Below are 15,794 nucleotides of genomic sequence, written 5' to 3' on the forward strand. Positions count from 1 at the left end.
ACCAAAATTGCCGAATCGCCATATCTTTGTATACTTGTGCTTTTAGGCAACAGGTATCCACTATGGCTAGCGGCGAGCTTTATTTCACGAAAATGCACGGGATTGGCAATGACTTTGTGGTGCTGGATGGCATCAACCAGCAGGTCAATTTGAGTGGCGAACAAATCCGCCGGATTGCCGACCGTCATTTCGGGGTCGGCTGCGACCAATTGCTGGTGGTGGAAGCTTACGAGGGGGACGATGCAGATTTCCGCTACCGGATTTTCAATGCTGACGGCGGCGAGGTGGAACAGTGCGGGAATGGTGCGCGGTGTTTCGCCCGTTTCGTGTATGATCAAGGCTTGACGCAGAAGACCACGATCCCAGTAATGACCGCGAGTGGGCGCATTGTGCTGCAAATCGAGCCTAATGGGCAGGTGACAGTGAATATGGGTGTGCCGGAACTGGAGCCTGCACGTATTCCATTCATTTCCGAAAGCCGCCAAACGCTTTATAATCTGGACATTGAGGAGCAAAGGGTGTCATTTGCAGCGGTTTCGATGGGCAATCCCCATGCAGTGCTGCAAGTGGAGGATGTGGACACAGCCCCGGTGGGAGTGCTGGGCGCACGTTTGGAGTCACACCCGGCTTTTCCTAAGCGGGTCAATGTGGGTTTTATGCAAGTGCTGGATCGCGGACACATCCGTTTGCGGGTGTTCGAGCGCGGCGCAGGCGAAACACTGGCTTGCGGTACGGGTGCTTGCGCTGCCGTGGTGGCGGGCTGTTTGCAAGGCTTGCTGGACGGGCAAGTGACAGTCGCGTTGCATGGCGGGCAATTGCAAATCCAGTGGCAAGGTGATGGGCAACCCGTGTGGATGACAGGCCCAGCAGAAACGGTATTCAGGGGAACACTCAGCTTATGAGCACACAAGACGCACAGGAAGATCAAGCTATCGGCGCAGCGCAGGTGGCGGCGTGGCTGTTGCAGCACCCGGACTTTTTCCACGAGCATGAGGAATTGCTTGATCACTTGCGGATTCCCCATCCGCATACCGGCGCTGCGGTTTCCCTGTTAGAGCGTTTGGTGCAGCGCTTGCGTAGCCGTTGCCAAGAAGTTGAGCAGCGCCAGCACGACATGCTCAAAGCTGCCCGCGACAGTGAGCATGTGGTAAACCGTTTGCACCATCTGGCTTTGGAACTGATGAACTGTGACGGGTTGGATGCGGTAGTGGCAACTTGTAACGATATGTTACGTGGCGATTTCAAAGCCGATAATGTGGTGTTGCGCTTGATCGGGCATGGCAAGTCGCGTGATGGGCTGCATTTCATTGCCCCGGAAGACAAGGCGTTGAAACAACTGGCAACGCTGTTCCGTAAACGCCAACCCGTGTGCGGCAGGTTGCGCCCGCGCCAGCAGATTTTCTTGTTCGGTGAGGATGGCGCAGACATTAAATCGGCGGTGCTGATCCCGCTGTATGAAGCCCGTGAAATCGGTGTGCTGGCCTTGGGTAGCGCCAATGAAGCGCGTTTTTACCCCGGCATGGGCACGCTATTCATTTCCCAACTGGGTGATTTGGTGGCACGGGCGCTGGCACGTCATTTGGAGCCACCGCTGCACACGGCGGAAGCAGGCATGTAACGGTGAATGAAGCCACGGATAGCATCCTTTCACGTTACCACCACCATTTAGCCAGCGAAAAACGCTATTCCCCGCGCACGGTCAGCAGTTACGAGCACGATTTGCACGATTTCATCGCTTGGCTGGAAAAGCAAGCGACCCCCGCGCCTGAACCTGAATTAGCAACCGTGCAGACGTGGCAAGTCCGCCAGTGGATGAGCCAATTGCACCGCAAAGGGCTGTCGGGCAAAAGCCTGCAACGCAAACTCTCTTCCATTCGCCGTTTTTACCGTTTCCTGTTGCGTGAAAACTTGGTTCCGCACAACCCAGTGGTAGATGTGCAATCGCCCAAGCAAGCCCGCAAGTTACCCGATACCTTGGATGCCGAAACGCTTGACCGTTTATTGGATATTGGTGCGGATGATATGTTGGCAATCCGTGACCGTGCTTTGATGGAATTGTTGTATTCCTCCGGTTTGCGCCTGTCGGAATTGGTGGGGTTGGATGTCAACGATCTGGACAAACGCCAGCAACAGGTGCGGGTAACGGGTAAGGGTAATAAGCAACGTTACGTCCCGGTCGGGCGGGTGGCTTTAGCTGCCTTACAGGAATGGTTATACCAGCGTGGCGCGATGGCGGCACATGGCGAAACGGCGCTGTTCGTGAGTATGCGCGGAACCCGCTTGCACCCGCGCAGTGTGCAGTTCCGTATCAACCATTGGCGCTTGCAACAGGGCTTGGAACAGCACGTACACCCGCACAAATTACGCCATTCGTTTGCCAGCCACATGCTGGAATCATCGGGGGATTTACGCGCAGTGCAGGAAATGCTGGGCCATGCTGACATCAGCACTACCCAGATTTACACTCATTTGGATTTCCAACATTTGGCAAGCGTGTACGACAAGGCGCACCCACGGGCACGCCGGAAGTAGCTTTAGTCTTCCATAATCCAGATGGAATGGATGGTCGCAGAAGGTGAGGCAACCGCAGTGGTGGTTTCATTGTTGTTGTAGACGCCCGCAGAGCCGTCTTTGCCAATAACTTGAAACTCCATGCTAGGGGAGGCGTTCTTGAAAGTGGCAAATTCACGCGATTCGATTTCTGTGGATTGGATTTCGTTCAGGCCGCCGAGTTTGTCAGCGGCGCTTTGCAGGTTTTCGCCCACAGTTACGCCTTGTTCGGTAGTAAATTGTGGGCTGAATACGCGGATCAGCGAAACCGTGTGGTCCTCATTCAGCAGGACGCTCATCACGGCCTTGCCTTTCAACTCAATATTCGTCCACTCAATGCCATCGCCGCCTTGTTCGGTTTTGGTGGTGGCATCCGGCAGTGCTGCCAGTACATCATCCAAGCTCATGCCAAGCTGGACTAGTCCTGCCGCATTGCTGGTGATGGCAAACTTGCTGCCAGCGTCCGGTGCTGTTTGCGTTGGGCTGGCGGATGCAGTTGGCTTGCCCGCATCTTTACCTGCGTCATCGTTGCCGCACGCGCTGAGCAGCAATGTCAGCGAAATCAGGCTAATGGTTAAACTTTTTCGGAGCATTCGTCATCTTCCCTGAATTGTAAACAACAGCCGCCAAACTGTTTCAGGATGGGTTTTCAAAGAATACATAAGGCGTTGAGTAATCACTGACCTCAAAATAAACTTTCTTCTCACCTGAATCAACTACGCCGTTCAGGTTTGCGTCTAGTATACCGTAACCGTAGCGGTAAGGGCGTTCTTTGCTGCTGTCAGTGCCTAATGCAGTGGTCAGTTTGTCGATTTTGACGAAACGCCGTACCAGTTTGTCACCGGCATAGACTTCCAGCACGCCATTGACGCCTGTCCAGTTGTTGATTTCGCGTCCGATTTTATTTTGGGTTTCTTGGGTACAAGCGCTCAGGCTCGCCAGCAGGGCAAGCGATAGCAACGGGTATGTCAGTTTCATGGTCGGTGTTTCCTCAATTAGTAGCCAAGAATGCGGGCGGTACGTAAGTCACCCAAGTCCAGTGCCATTTGCACGGGGCTTTTGCCAGTGCCGTCGGTGGTCGCTTGGTTGGGGTTTAGCCCTTGCTGTTTCAGGTAGTTGGCAATGTCGGCTTTGCCAAAGCGGGCGGCAGTATGCATCGCTGTCCAGCCTTTGGCGGTGGTGGCATTGATGTCAACGCCGCTTTTGTGCAGGTAAATGACTAGTGGTAAGGAGCCGAAGGCCGTAGCCGCATGGATTGCGGTTGCCCCGTTGTCATTGGTGGTGTTGGGGTTGGCTCCCTGCTGCAACATGCTGGCGACGGTTGCGCTGTCGCCATTTTTGGCAGCTAACCAAAACTGGGAGTCCTTTTCGGCTTGCGAGATTTGCGGTACGGCAGGGGCGGCTTCGGCGGCGGGTGCAGCAGGCGCAGCGGTTCCGTCAGCCGCAACCACAGGTGCGCCATTGGCGTCGGTGGCAGGTGCTGCCGTAGGGTCGGGCATATACGCGGGATCGGCAACGGCAGTAGGTGCAGCCGCCGCTGGGTCGACTGCAACCGCAGGATCGGTAGCTACAGGGTCAGCCACCGCAGGTGCAGCTACCGGAGCAGCCGCAGGTGGGGTAGTAGTAACGCCCAAAACATCGCTAGTGTCATCCGCCATCACGGAGAGGCTGGCTGAAAGGGTCAAAATGCCTGCCAACAGCAGGCTTGGGTATTTGGTGTGCATGTCGGTTCTCTATGTTTATTGATTGCCCGCCATCTCCCACCTGTTATGAGAAATGGCAATGGTTAAAGAAGTGCCGCGCTGTCCGCCCGCTATAGCCACCACGTTCCATGGCAAAGGTTTGGGCTTCCTCATGCAACAGCGCCATGTCTTGTACGCGCCCTTTGAATAGCTTGTCGACAATTTCCAGATAGGTTTCTTTGCCCATCAGTGGGAACGGTAACGACAGGCCAAAACGGTCGGCAAGCGAAACTTTACCTTCGGCACTAATGGCGAGCTGAAGTTCACTATCCGTGGGTATAGTGGTGTTTTCTTCGCCGGACATTTTTTCAGGCATGACCTGCTGGCAATTGGAGGTAGCGTAAATCAACACATTGGCTGGCGGCTTTTCCAGCGTGCCTTCCATGGTGTTTTTCAGCATCCGGTATTCGCCACGGCTTTCCTCAAAGGTCAGGTCGTCGCAGTAAATGATGAAACGGTTGTGGGAATCCATGATCTCATCGGTAATGTCGACCAACAGGTGCAGGTCATCCTTAGGGATTTGGATCATGCGCAAGCCGTAAGTATGGTAACGGGTCAGCACCGCCTTGATCAGCGACGATTTGCCCACGCCACGAGCGCCCCACAACAGGGTGTGGCTGGAGGGTTTTCCGCGCAGGAAGTTTTCAGTGTTGCGGAAAATGGCTTCTTTCTGTTCATCAAGGCCGAGCAGGGTGTCTGGGTTCACCAAATCGACATTGGTTATGGGTTTAAGGAAATGCCGGTTAGAGCGCCATACCGCTGCAATGGTGCTGCGCCAGTCAATTGTTAGTTTGCCGAAAGCCATCGTAACTCCCTTGGGTGATGTACCGCCAATATAGGTAATCCAACCGCTGAGTTTAGCTGTTTACGCAAGACTTTTCTGCTGCTTTCTGACCGTGGGGCTTTTTTTTGTTATAGGCTGATAGATAATCAAGGGGTATCTATTTGCGTGGGACTGTGGTAAACAAGCTTTTCGACTATTAGTAAAGCCTAATATTCCAATTGCGAAGGCAACCGCGAGGAGATTTTTATAGCATGAAACCACAAAACGCACCCAGCGCCACGCCAGCGAAGAGCTTTAAGCTCTCGGCAATCAATATGCTGATTGCGGCTGTCATCCTCTTTTTGACGGCGGCAAATGGCATTTTTACCTATTCGGGAGCTTACCTGTATCTGGAAGAGCAAGTGTACGCCATCCTGTTTGCGGTGGCAGTCCAGTTTGCGATTGCGATTTCGCTGTTGGCGTTCCCGTTTGTACACGGGCTGGGCAAGATTTCGCTGATCGTGGTGTATGCGGCGGCATTGCTGCTTTCCACCTTGAGCGCTTACACCTACATCTATAACAGCAGTTTGCCGGGGAAAAACACGGTCTACACCGTTGATACTGGCATGAAGGCCACGATTACCACTACCTTGAGCGATGTGCAGTCGGCGGAACAGCAATTTTTGCGTGATTCCGAAGCGAAAGTGACAGAAACCAAACGCTTGATGGATGAGGAAGGCCGCAGCGGTGGGCGTTCCGGTCTGGGGCCGGGTAAAGGCCCTGCCTATTACCGCAAAGTGGATGACTACGAACAGGCACGTTCCCAATTGGCAGTGGCGCAGGATAATTTCAAGGTGCTGCGGGAACAATTAGGGGTAGTGAACCAAAAACTGGCAGCTTCCGGTGATGACGTGGTGCGCGACGGTTTGCTGGTGGAAATTTCCAAACTGCGTTCCTCCACAAATACGGAGACAAGCAAAGAAGCGCTGACCAGTATGATCAAACATGATCTGGGCAGCTTACAGAATCCGGTTGATCGGGCGATGGCAACCTTGCTGGAGCCGAAAACCTATTCCATCCAAGTGATCGTGGGCATCATTTGGGCGGGCGTGTTCGACTTGGTGGCGCTGTTCTTAGGGATTGTGCGTTATTACCTGCTCAGCCCCGGCAAGCCGTTTTTCCAAGCAATCTATGATGGGCTGCTGAATACCATGTTGTTCTTTATGCGCCTGTTCCACCTGCGTAAAGAGGCAGCGTTCCAGTTCAGCAAAGCACCGGGCTATCAGCAATACAAGCACGAAATTCCGCTCAATTCGCCAGAAATGCAGACTTTCGCCACCCGCTTGTTAGTCGGTAGCCAAATGGCTTCGGCGGATGACGAAGACCCGGCTGAACCGCTGCGTACCCTGATCGGTTTCATCCAGCCACTGCATTTGGAAGGTGAGGAACAGCAAGTCGGCATCCCATTTGAAACCATCGAGGAAGAGCCGCGCCTGAAAACTTTGCTGGCGATGCTGATCCAAAGCGGGGTGCTGATGTACCGCCGCGATGCCGATTGCTACGTGCTGAACCCGGCGGAAAGTATGACCCAGAAAGTCATGGTGTTCATCCGCATGGGGATGCGCAACAGCCCGGACAGCTTGCTGGCTCCGGCGGCGTTTTTGCTGGGGCCGGATCAGCGTTACGCAGCGGCGTTGCCGTAAGCCCGGTTACAGGACGGGTGCTGCCTGCTGGTCAGCATGGTACGACGAACGTACCATCGGCCCGCTAGCAACCTGTGCAAAGCCCATCGCCTTGCCGATTTCCGCCAACTCGGCAAACTCATCCGGCGTCACAAAACGGTCAACCGGCAAATGGTGGCGGCTGGGTTGCAGGTATTGCCCGAGTGTCAGCATGTCGCAGTTGTGGGCGCGTAAGTCCTGCATGGTAGCGATCACTTCTTCCTTGGTTTCGCCCAAACCCAGCATCAGCCCGGATTTGGTGGGGACATGCGGGAAACGCTGCTTGAATTCGCGGATCAATTCCAGCGAATAGGCGTAATCCGCGCCGGGGCGTGATTGCTTGTACAGGCGCGGCACGGTTTCCATATTGTGGTTAAACACGTCTGGCAGCGCGGTGGCGAGGGTTTGCAAGGCAATTTCCATGCGTCCTCGAAAATCAGGGGTGAGGATTTCGATTTTCAGGTGTGGGCTAAGTTCGCGGGCTTTTTGGATGCACTTGACGAAATGTTCCGCCCCGCCGTCACGCAAATCATCGCGGTCAACCGAAGTGATGACAATGTAACGCAAGCCCATTGCCAAAATCGTGCTTGCCATGTTTTCTGGTTCATTTTCGTCCAGTGGCAACGGTTTTCCGTGGGAAACGTCGCAAAATGGGCAGCGACGTGTACAAATGTCACCCATGATCATGAAAGTCGCCGTGCCGTGGCTAAAGCATTCGCCCAAGTTAGGGCAAGCGGCTTCCTCGCATACGGTATGCAGTTTTTGCTCGCGCAGGATTGCTTTCAGGCGTTTCACTTCCGGCGTGGTGGGGGCTTTGGCCTTGATCCACGCGGGTTTGCGGCGGAATTCGGTAGTGGGTTCCACTTTGATGGGGATGCGGGCTACCTTGTCAGCGCCGCGCTCTTTGTGACCGGGTTCTTTGCGTTCCATGATTTCTTGGCAGTCTCATTTGGCGGATTGTCGACACATTATAAGCGTAAATGCTTGTGTGTGCTTAAACCCTGATGCGCATATTGTTTAATTCGTGCGTATAATCAATGCGTGTTGAGAGAAATCAGGCATTTGAGGATTTTGCATGTTATCCGATTATTATATTTACGTCTCAGCTTTCATCGTCGTACTCACCGCGCTGGCTTTCATGCTGCTGACCTCGTTTTACAAGCGGGCGCAAAAAGACACGGCTTACGTGCGCACGGGCATGGGCGGCGAGAAGGTCATTGTGAGCAGTGGGGCATTCGTGTTGCCGGTGTTGCACAACATTACCCCCATCAACATGAAGACGTTTCGGATTGAAATTACCCGCGAAAATGAACATGCCTTGCTGACCAAAGACCCGTTGCGGGTTGATGTCATGACGGTCTTTTTGGTGCGCGTTGGGCAGGAACCCAGTGCCATTTCTGTTGCCGCCGGGGCATTGGGGGAGAAGACCATGCACCCCGAAAGCGTGCAGGAATTGGTTGAAGCGCAATGCGTTGCGGCTTTGCGTTCGGCAGCGGCAGCCCTGACGTTAAATGAGTTGCACCAGAAACGCGCCGATTTTGAACGCAACGTGGAAGAGGCGCTAGGCCCAGAATTTGGCAAGAACGGCTTGGAACTGGTGTCGGCTTCGTTGACACGGCTCGACCAGACGGATAAAAGCTTTTTTGACCCGACCAATGCCTTCGATGCGGAAGGTTTGACCATGTTGGAGAAGATCAAATCCAACAACGACAACATCCGCAACACCACGGCGCGTGATACCGAATTGGCGATCAAGAAAAAAGACTTGGAAACCCGCATCCAGAAGGAAAAGCTCGATTACGAAGAAACGGTCATGCAGAACGACCGCAAGCGTCAAAAAGCCGAAAACGAAGCCGAAACCCAACGCAGAATCGAAGAAATCAATTTTGAAAAGGAATTGTTGATCGAACGCGCCCAGCAAACGGTCAACATCCAGCAGGCACAGTTGGAGCGTGAAGTTTCCCAAGCGTGGATTGAAACCAACAAGGTCAAAGCCGAGTTCGAGAAGATTTCCGAAGAAATCCGCACCGCCCGCGAACGTGCCGAAGCCGAGCGCAGCCGTATTGTCGAGCTGATCAGTGCCGAGAAAGAAGCGCGTCGCCAAACCATCATTGCCACAGCCAATGCCGAAGTGGAAAAGCTCGCGGCAGGCGCGGCGAAAATCCGTTACGAGATCGAAGCGGCGGGCAAGCGTGCCTTGAATGAGGCTTCCAACCTGCTTTCCAACGAGCAGATTTCCATGCAGGTCAAGCTGGAAATCGTCAAGCAGTTGCCCAACATCATCCGCGAAAGTGTGCGCCCCATCGAGAACATCGAAGGCATCAAAATCATGCACATTGACGGGCTGAACAACGCGATGGGCGGTGGGCGTGGTGGCTCCGGGAATGGCGATTCCGGCTCAGGCAGCGGTAATGGCAGTGGCGGCAGCAGTCTGGCAGATCAAGTGGTGGATAGCGCTTTGCGTTACCGGGCGCAGGTTCCGCTGATTGAATCACTGCTGGGGGAAGTGGGGCTGAAAGGCCACTCCATCCACGACCTAACCAGCGGTTTGCGTGAGGAAATGCGCGGGGAAGGGAAGAAGCCTTCCGCTGATACGGAGAAAAAGCGTCCGCCAACGCCAGCGCAGGAACGTGAAGAACCAGAGCCGCAGGATGACGATGATGATTGGGAAGGGCGCGATTAGCTGGAAAGGTGTAGCACGTCGAGTGCGATGCCTTCTTCCCGCAGGTGCTGATCCAGTCGTCGCCGGTCAATCGCCACGTTTAGGCTGAAATTTCCTTCATCCGTGATGCTTTCTTGCTGGATGGCTTTGTCTGCATACAGCTTGGCGCGTAAGCGGGCGTGCTTGGGTTGTAGGGTTAATACGTCCCGGAACATGTGCCCAGCAAAGTAGTTGCCCAAGTAATCCAGCAGTAAATCCAGCCCCAGATGATTTTGCGCGGAAACGTAAATGCGCGTCGGGTTTGCGCCCGTGCCTTCCTCGATGTGTGGCATTTGTCCACCGAGGTCGATCTTGTTCATGATCTCAATTTGCGGCACGTTTTCCGCGCCGATTTCGGCAATGACTTTGTTGACCTGTTCGCGGTAAAGCTCCAGTTGCTCATCGTGGCTGTCGATGATGTGCAGCAGTAGGTCAGCGTCAACGGTTTCCTGCAAGGTGGAGCGGAACGCGACGACCAGATCGTGTGGCAGGTGACGGATGAAACCGACGGTATCTGCCAAAATGATTTCTTGCTGGTTGGGGAGTTGTACTTGCCGCAGGGTCGGGTCAAGGGTGGCAAACAGTTGGTCAGCAACGTAAACACCCGCTTGGGTGAGGGCGTTGAAGAGCGTGGATTTGCCCGCGTTGGTGTAGCCGACCAGCGAGACGGTGGGGATTTCGGCTTTCTTACGTGACTGGCGACCTTGCTCGCGCTGGTTTTGTACTTTTTCTAGGCGCTTGTTGATTTGCTTGATGCGTTCGGCGATCAGGCGGCGGTCAGTTTCCAACTGCGTTTCACCGGGGCCGCGCATCCCAATACCGCCTTTTTGGCGTTCAAGGTGCGTCCAGCCGCGCACGAGGCGGGTGGAAAGGTGCTTTAGCTGTGCCAGTTCGACCTGAAGTTTGCCTTCGTGGCTGCGGGCGCGTTGGGCGAAAATGTCCAAGATCAGGCCAGTGCGGTCTAGCACACGGCATTGCAGCAGCTTTTCTAGGTTGCGTTCTTGGGCAGGGGAAAGGGAATGGTCGAAAATGACCAGATTGGCTTCGTGAGCTTCACGTAACTCACGGATTTCTTGCGCTTTACCAGTGCCGACAAAGTAGCGGGGATCGGGGCTTTGGCGTGATCCACTGACAAAACCGACCACTTGAGCGCCAGCCGAATCAGCTAGTTCGATGAATTCCGTCTCATCTTGCGAGGACTTTGCCGCATTGAAACTGATTTGAACGAGGATCGCATTTTCACCGCCCTCTGGGCGCTCAAACAGTTCCAATCGGCAATCTTCCTAGTTTTTGACGCTTATTCTTCTGGAGCCAATGCCAACTTGATAGGGCGGGCAGGCACGATGGTGGAAATGGCGTGTTTATAGACTAACTGGCTGACCGTGTTCCCCAGCAAGACGACGAACTGGTCAAAAGATTCTACATGACCTTGCAGTTTGATACCGTTGACAAGGTAGATGGAGACTGGAATCCGTTCCTTTCTCAGAGCATTAAGGAAGGGTTCTTGTAATGTGTGCCCTTTCGACATGAGCTTCTCCTAAAAATATATTCTCGGGTTTGTGGTTGTTATGGTCTCACAACTAAGTAGGGGTTGGTTGTGAGCCAGTCGCTTCTTTCCTTCGACGCCTAAAAGCTTATCAGTTTTATCGTCTCGCAAGAACGTCACTTTGTCGGACATATCCTTTTATCCGCCAATAAACGTTGAAACGTTGCCGATAAGCGATGAAAGGTTACATTGCTGGGGATTATACACTGAAATATCCTTTTCGGAACGTAACCAAGTCATTTGGCGTTTAGCAAGCTGCCGCGTAGCGACAATAGCACGATCACGCATTTGAGTGTAGTCCAATTTTCCATTTAGATAATCCCAAACTTGCCGATAACCGACTGCGCGGATAGCAGGCAGGCGCGTGTCCAGATCGTGGCGCGAAAAAAGCGCTTGGACTTCTGTAAGCAAGCCCTGTTGCAGCATCTGGTCGAAGCGTAGCGCCAGCCGCTCGTGCAACCACGCCCGATTTTCGGGAATCAAGGCTATTTTTAATAGCCGGTAGGGGCAAGCTTCGTGCCATGCTGCTTGCTGTAATTCGGTCATGGATTTGCCGGTTAGGGCGTAAACTTCCAGTGCGCGTTGCAGGCGTTGCGGGTCGTTGGGGTGGATGCGTGCCGCTGCAATTGGGTCAATTTGTGCCAGCCGGTCATGCAAGGTTTGCCAGCCGTGTTCGGCGGCTTCGGCCTCCAGTTGGGCGCGGATGTCGGGGTCAGCTTCCGGTAATTGCGACAGGCCGTATTCGAGGGCGCGGAAGTAGAGCATGGTTCCGCCCACCAGCAGCGGGATGCGGCCTTGCGCGGTGATTTCCGCCATTTCGCGCAGGGCATCGTTGCGGAAGTCTGCCGCCGAGTAGGGCTGGGAAGGGTCAAGGAAATCAATCAGGCGGTGCGGCGCTTGCTTGAGCGTTTCCGCATCCGGTTTGGCGCTGCCAATGTCCATGCCCCTGTAGACCAGTGCGGAATCGACGCTGATGATCTCCACCGGGAAATGTTTGCGCAATTCCACGGCAAGGTCGGTTTTGCCCGTGCCAGTCGGCCCCATGATGCAAATGGCTTTATCCATTAGCGTCCACGCAGAAACAGTTTGTCGATTTGGTCAAGGGAAAGCTGTGTCCACGTCGGGCGACCGTGGTTGCATTGCCCGCTGCGTTCGGTGCGTTCCATGTCGCGCAGTAGGGCATTCATTTCGGGGGTGCTCAAGCGGCGGTTGGCGCGTACTGAGCCGTGGCAGGCCATCGTCGCCAGAATTTCGTTCATGGCATTGTGGATGCGCTGGCTGGAACCGTGGGTAATTAGGTCGGCGAGCACGTCGCGTACCAAGCTTTCCGTGTCCGACTCTTTCAGCAGGCTGGGAACGGCGCGGATGGTGAGTTTTTCCATGCCCAGACGGTTGAGTTCAAAGCCAAGGGCGTGGAAAGTGTCCGCGTGTTGTTCGGCGTAATCCGCTTCCTTTTTACTGACGTTGAGGCTGACCGGAACCAGCAACGGCTGCGAACGGATGGCGTCTTCCGTCATGCTTTGTTTGAGGTATTCGTAGGTAATGCGCTCGTGGGCGGCGTGCATGTCGACGATCACCAAGCCGCTGGCATTCTGCGCAAGCACGTAAACGCCGTGCAGTTGGGCGATGGCGTAGCCGAGGGGCGGAATGTCGTCGGCATCTGCTTGGGGTGTCGAGCTAACGTCCGGCTTACGGGCTTCCACAGGAATAACTGGCTGATACAACTGTTGGTAAGCTGCCATTTGTTCCCGCACGGGCATCTGCAAACGTTGCTGATGCTGTACTTGATAAACCGGGCGATACGGTTGGGTAACTGGCGGTTCGGGATGGGGGGGCGACGGTTCAGGCGCGACTTGTGCTGGAATCTGTGTCGGTGCGCCCGCCTCATCCCCCGGTCGAATATCCGCAATTGCCTGATGCAAGGTGCGGAACAAGAAATCATGCACCAAACGCCCTTCGCGGAAACGCACTTCCTGCTTGGTCGGGTGCGCATTGGCATCCACCAGTTGTGGGTTCAGTTCCAGAAACAGCACGAAAGCCGGATGCCGCCCGTGATACAGCACGTCCTGATACGCTTGTCGTACTGCGTGGGTAATCAGCTTATCCCGCACATTACGCCCGTTGACGTAGAAATATTGCAAATCCGGCTGTGAGCGTGAAAATGTCGGTAGCCCAACCCATCCCCACAGCCGCAGCCCCGCTGCATCGTAATCCAGATAAACACTCTGTTCCGCAAAGGCGCTGCCGCAGATTTCGCCAATACGCCGTTCAGCACCTGTGCGGTCAGCCGCTGGCGATAAACGTAAGGTGTTTTTCTGGTTGTGGTTCAGCTCGAAACCGACATCGAAGCGGCTCAGTGCCATTTTGCGCACCATCTCTTCGATATGCCCGAATTCGGTTTTTTCAGTCTTGAGGAATTTGCGTCGTGCGGGGGTGTTGAAAAACAGGTCGGCGACATCCACGCTTGTGCCAGTGGCATGGGCGGTGGGTTCCGGTTCGCCGAACACTTCCTGCCCGTCGCCGTAGAGTTGCCAGCCTTGTTCGGCTTCGGTGTGGCGTGAGCTTAAGGCCAAGCGGGAAACCGAGGCGATGCTGGGTAAGGCTTCACCCCGGAAGCCCAAGGTGCTGACCTGTTCCAGATCATCCAAACTGGCAATCTTGCTGGTGGCGTGGCGGCTGAGTGCGAGTGCCAATTCGTCGCGGGGAATGCCGCCGCCGTTGTCGCGGATGCGGATGCGTTTGATGCCGCCTTGTTCGATGTCGATGCCGATGCGAGTGGAACCGGCATCAAGGGCGTTTTCCAGCAATTCCTTCACCACCGAGGCGGGGCGTTCAACGACCTCGCCTGCGGCGATTTGGTTAATCAGGTGGTGAGGAAGCTGGCGTATCGGCATCAGTTATGGGGAGCTGGCGCGTCAGGCACAACAGGTGTCGCCGGTACGGCTGCTGGTGCAGGCGCTGCCGTTGGCGCGGCGGCGGGCGCTGCTGGTGCTGGTGGCGGGGCAACGCTAGTGGAGGATGCCGTTGCGGTTGCCGCTGGATTTTCCACATCTTTAGAGCGGTCAGCACTGACGCCGTATTGTTTCAGGATGTCCGGCTGGCGGGTAACGGCCTCTTTGCGGTCAATGATAACTTGATAGTCATCGGAGGCCGTCAGGGTAGTAAAGTCATCCGTTGCCGCCTGCATTTTTTCAACGAAGTCGCGGAAGTTGTGCACGGCAACCCCGTTGACCTTTTCAATCAGCAAGTTGGTGTCATGGTGGTAGTCTTTGTTGATGTCCGCTGGTAAGACTTTGGTCATGATAACTGCTTCGCTGCGGTTTTCATCCGGGGACTCATAGGTGAGCGCACCGATGCGGGCAGGGGTGGCTTCCAGCGCGTCAATCACGTTCTGGTTCAATGGCATGAACACAAAGCCGCCAAAGATGAAATAGCTAGGCTGTTTGTCGTATTGCGTGGGTTTGACCAGCAGGTATTCTTTGCCCGGTTTTGCCAGATGCAAGGCCACTTCTTGGGTTTGCCCTTTGCGGATGACCTTGAGTTTCAGGTTGTCGCCGATCTGATGCATGTCGATGTAATGGGTATGGTCGATGAATTCACCGGGACGGAATTCCACCGTGCCGTTGTTTTCGATTTTATGCCCATCAATCTCGGTCACGATGTCGCCGATTTCGATCTTGCCGTCTGCTGGGGAATTTTTGTAAACCTTGTGTACCAACATGCCGGTTTGGTCTTCGCTGAGGCCATATTTACGGCGCATTGCCGGGTTTTCCATCGACTGAGTGAGGAAGCCGTGGAAACCGTAACCGTCAACCTTGCCGTCTTTTACATCATCCAGTACGTGGCGGATAATGGGGGTAGGGATCATGTAGCCGATGTTTTCGGTGAGGAATGTGGATTGCATCGCCACCCCGACCACTTTGCCGTCAGAAATGACCGGGCCACCGCTGTTACCAAAGTTAATGGCGGCATCGACTTGTGCGGCAATCAGGTTTTCGCCGGTGTGGACGTAATTTTGCTTTTCGATACGTGAAACCACGCCGCGTGTCACGCTCAAGGTGTTGCCGCCAATTGGGAAACCGTAGACCTCGACTTGCTGCTGCATTTTTGGCAGGTCGCCGAGTGACAGTGGCTGCACGTCTTTGTAGGCGCTGGGGTCTTTGGTGCGTAACAGCGCCAAATCGGATTCGTGGGAAATGTAGACCACTTCCACTTCGTAGCGCTTGGTTTCACTGTGGCGTTGCACTTCAAGGAAAGTGGCATCCGCAGCCACGTGGGCATTGGTCAGGATCAGGTTGCCCTCAATGATCAAGCCAGAGCCGGAGCCTTTTTGCGAGTCGGAATTCCACGGGGAAAGCGCTTCGTAAGTGTGTTGGACAATGTAAACTTTGACCACAGCGTTTTTGATTTTTTCGCGGGGGTCATTGCCGTTTTGGGTGTCTGTGCTGGCGGTAGCGGTGGTATCAGGCAGCGGCAGGACTACGCTCGTTTCAGGGGCTGGTTTTGGCGTGCGGCCTTCCTGTGGCGCTGCATTGCCCGGTATTGCGGGTGGTGCAGGTTGGGTGGTGGCTGGTTGCGCTTCGGTGACAGGTGGGTGAACGTCAATTTCAGCCAACAAGTTGGGTGAACTGGCAAGGCCGAGGCAAAATATAGCGGCTGGTATAATGATTGTTTGGCGCATTTAACGAGTCCCTTTATGAAATAATCGTAGCCCTGAGAGCGAGAAAAATATAATTCACGGCACTATAACGTATCCCAAGACTAAAGTGAA

15 protein-coding genes are annotated in these 15,794 nt (G+C 54.6%); 5 read left to right on the forward strand and 10 right to left on the reverse strand.

Features of this window, described 5'->3' with window-relative positions:
- Window positions 1-62 precede the first annotated feature (62 nt).
- Genes dapF through xerC form a run of 3 tightly spaced genes read left to right on the forward strand, consistent with a single transcriptional unit; the run spans window position 63 to window position 2,532 of the window.
- Window positions 63-902 carry a diaminopimelate epimerase gene (gene dapF / locus PHE17_RS02725; RefSeq protein ID WP_301014278.1) on the forward strand — a complete coding sequence of 280 codons (840 nt, stop codon included), beginning with the start codon at window positions 63-65 and terminating at the stop codon, window positions 900-902.
- Window positions 899-1,618 carry a DUF484 family protein gene (locus PHE17_RS02730; RefSeq protein ID WP_301014279.1) on the forward strand — a complete coding sequence of 240 codons (720 nt, stop codon included), beginning with the start codon at window positions 899-901 and terminating at the stop codon, window positions 1,616-1,618. Before dapF ends, PHE17_RS02730 begins: the two co-directional genes overlap by 4 nt.
- Before the next feature lie 2 nt (window positions 1,619-1,620).
- Complete coding sequence (gene xerC / locus PHE17_RS02735; RefSeq protein ID WP_301014280.1) at window positions 1,621-2,532, forward strand: tyrosine recombinase XerC; 912 nt, start codon at window positions 1,621-1,623, stop codon at window positions 2,530-2,532.
- 2 nt (window positions 2,533-2,534) lie between these two features.
- On the opposite strand, the gene PHE17_RS02740 is transcribed toward xerC, so the two are convergent.
- From PHE17_RS02740 to PHE17_RS02755, 4 genes are read right to left on the reverse strand one after another with little or no spacing between them, the layout of a single operon-like run.
- Window positions 2,535-3,143 (reverse strand): hypothetical protein, encoded by a 609-nt coding sequence (locus PHE17_RS02740; RefSeq protein ID WP_301014281.1) that lies wholly within the window; start codon window positions 3,141-3,143, stop codon window positions 2,535-2,537.
- 43 nt (window positions 3,144-3,186) lie between these two features.
- Window positions 3,187-3,528 carry a hypothetical protein gene (locus PHE17_RS02745; RefSeq protein WP_301014282.1) on the reverse strand — a complete coding sequence of 114 codons (342 nt, stop codon included), beginning with the start codon at window positions 3,526-3,528 and terminating at the stop codon, window positions 3,187-3,189.
- Between the two features lie 17 nt (window positions 3,529-3,545).
- On the reverse strand, window positions 3,546-4,274 hold the full coding sequence (locus PHE17_RS02750; RefSeq protein ID WP_301014283.1) for an ankyrin repeat domain-containing protein: 729 nt from the start codon (window positions 4,272-4,274) through the stop codon (window positions 3,546-3,548).
- Window positions 4,275-4,317: 43 nt separating this feature from the next.
- Window positions 4,318-5,097: an ATP-binding protein gene (locus PHE17_RS02755; protein ID WP_301014284.1), complete on the reverse strand. Its 780-nt coding sequence runs from the start codon at window positions 5,095-5,097 to the stop codon at window positions 4,318-4,320.
- 230 nt (window positions 5,098-5,327) lie between these two features.
- On the opposite strand from PHE17_RS02755, the gene PHE17_RS02760 reads away from it, so the two are divergent.
- Window positions 5,328-6,758, forward strand: a complete 1,431-nt coding sequence (locus PHE17_RS02760) for a hypothetical protein (protein WP_301014285.1) — start codon at window positions 5,328-5,330, stop codon at window positions 6,756-6,758.
- Window positions 6,759-6,764: 6 nt separating this feature from the next.
- Here PHE17_RS02760 and lipA read toward each other — a convergent pair whose 3' ends face one another.
- Entirely contained in the window at window positions 6,765-7,706 is a 942-nt protein-coding gene (gene lipA / locus PHE17_RS02765) for a lipoyl synthase (RefSeq protein ID WP_301014286.1), read from the reverse strand.
- A gap of 145 nt (window positions 7,707-7,851) precedes the next feature.
- Here lipA and PHE17_RS02770 point away from each other — a divergent pair, with 145 nt between their 5' ends.
- Window positions 7,852-9,459 (forward strand): flotillin domain-containing protein, encoded by a 1,608-nt coding sequence (locus PHE17_RS02770; protein WP_301014287.1) that lies wholly within the window; start codon window positions 7,852-7,854, stop codon window positions 9,457-9,459.
- On the opposite strand, the gene hflX is transcribed toward PHE17_RS02770, so the two are convergent.
- The 5 genes from hflX to PHE17_RS02795 form a co-directional block, all read right to left on the reverse strand.
- A complete protein-coding gene (gene hflX / locus PHE17_RS02775; protein WP_301014288.1) occupies window positions 9,456-10,748 on the reverse strand; it encodes a ribosome rescue GTPase HflX in 1,293 nt (430 codons plus the stop codon). The two genes, PHE17_RS02770 and hflX, sit on opposite strands and share 4 nt — an antisense overlap.
- Before the next feature lie 26 nt (window positions 10,749-10,774).
- Window positions 10,775-11,005, reverse strand: coding sequence for an RNA chaperone Hfq (gene hfq / locus PHE17_RS02780; protein WP_028490436.1), 231 nt, complete (start codon window positions 11,003-11,005; stop codon window positions 10,775-10,777).
- A gap of 156 nt (window positions 11,006-11,161) precedes the next feature.
- Window positions 11,162-12,088 (reverse strand): tRNA (adenosine(37)-N6)-dimethylallyltransferase MiaA, encoded by a 927-nt coding sequence (gene miaA / locus PHE17_RS02785; RefSeq protein ID WP_301014289.1) that lies wholly within the window; start codon window positions 12,086-12,088, stop codon window positions 11,162-11,164.
- Entirely contained in the window at window positions 12,088-13,917 is a 1,830-nt protein-coding gene (gene mutL / locus PHE17_RS02790; RefSeq protein WP_301014290.1) for a DNA mismatch repair endonuclease MutL, read from the reverse strand. The genes miaA and mutL overlap by 1 nt, the downstream gene beginning before the upstream one ends.
- Complete coding sequence (locus PHE17_RS02795) at window positions 13,917-15,704, reverse strand: serine protease (protein WP_301014291.1); 1,788 nt, start codon at window positions 15,702-15,704, stop codon at window positions 13,917-13,919. Before PHE17_RS02795 ends, mutL begins: the two co-directional genes overlap by 1 nt.
- Between the last annotated feature and the right edge of the window lie 90 nt (window positions 15,705-15,794).

It is taken from the genome of Thiothrix sp. (assembly GCF_028714775.1).
GTDB lineage: Bacteria > Pseudomonadota > Gammaproteobacteria > Thiotrichales > Thiotrichaceae > Thiothrix.

Excerpts from the sequence above, each read along its gene's own strand:
- dapF (WP_301014278.1), top strand. The coding sequence starts at position 63 with ATGGCTAGCGGCGAGCTTTATTTCACGAAAATGCACGGGATTGGCAAT.
- PHE17_RS02730 (WP_301014279.1), top strand. The coding sequence starts at position 899 with ATGAGCACACAAGACGCACAGGAAGATCAAGCTATCGGCGCAGCGCAG.
- PHE17_RS02740 (WP_301014281.1), bottom strand. The coding sequence starts at position 3,143 with ATGCTCCGAAAAAGTTTAACCATTAGCCTGATTTCGCTGACATTGCTG.
- PHE17_RS02745 (WP_301014282.1), bottom strand. The coding sequence starts at position 3,528 with ATGAAACTGACATACCCGTTGCTATCGCTTGCCCTGCTGGCGAGCCTG.
- PHE17_RS02750 (WP_301014283.1), bottom strand. The coding sequence starts at position 4,274 with ATGCACACCAAATACCCAAGCCTGCTGTTGGCAGGCATTTTGACCCTT.
- PHE17_RS02755 (WP_301014284.1), bottom strand. The coding sequence starts at position 5,097 with ATGGCTTTCGGCAAACTAACAATTGACTGGCGCAGCACCATTGCAGCG.
- PHE17_RS02760 (WP_301014285.1), top strand. The coding sequence starts at position 5,328 with ATGAAACCACAAAACGCACCCAGCGCCACGCCAGCGAAGAGCTTTAAG.
- lipA (WP_301014286.1), bottom strand. The coding sequence starts at position 7,706 with ATGGAACGCAAAGAACCCGGTCACAAAGAGCGCGGCGCTGACAAGGTA.
- PHE17_RS02770 (WP_301014287.1), top strand. The coding sequence starts at position 7,852 with ATGTTATCCGATTATTATATTTACGTCTCAGCTTTCATCGTCGTACTC.
- hfq (WP_028490436.1), bottom strand. The coding sequence starts at position 11,005 with ATGTCGAAAGGGCACACATTACAAGAACCCTTCCTTAATGCTCTGAGA.
- miaA (WP_301014289.1), bottom strand. The coding sequence starts at position 12,088 with ATGGATAAAGCCATTTGCATCATGGGGCCGACTGGCACGGGCAAAACC.
- mutL (WP_301014290.1), bottom strand. The coding sequence starts at position 13,917 with ATGCCGATACGCCAGCTTCCTCACCACCTGATTAACCAAATCGCCGCA.
- PHE17_RS02795 (WP_301014291.1), bottom strand. The coding sequence starts at position 15,704 with ATGCGCCAAACAATCATTATACCAGCCGCTATATTTTGCCTCGGCCTT.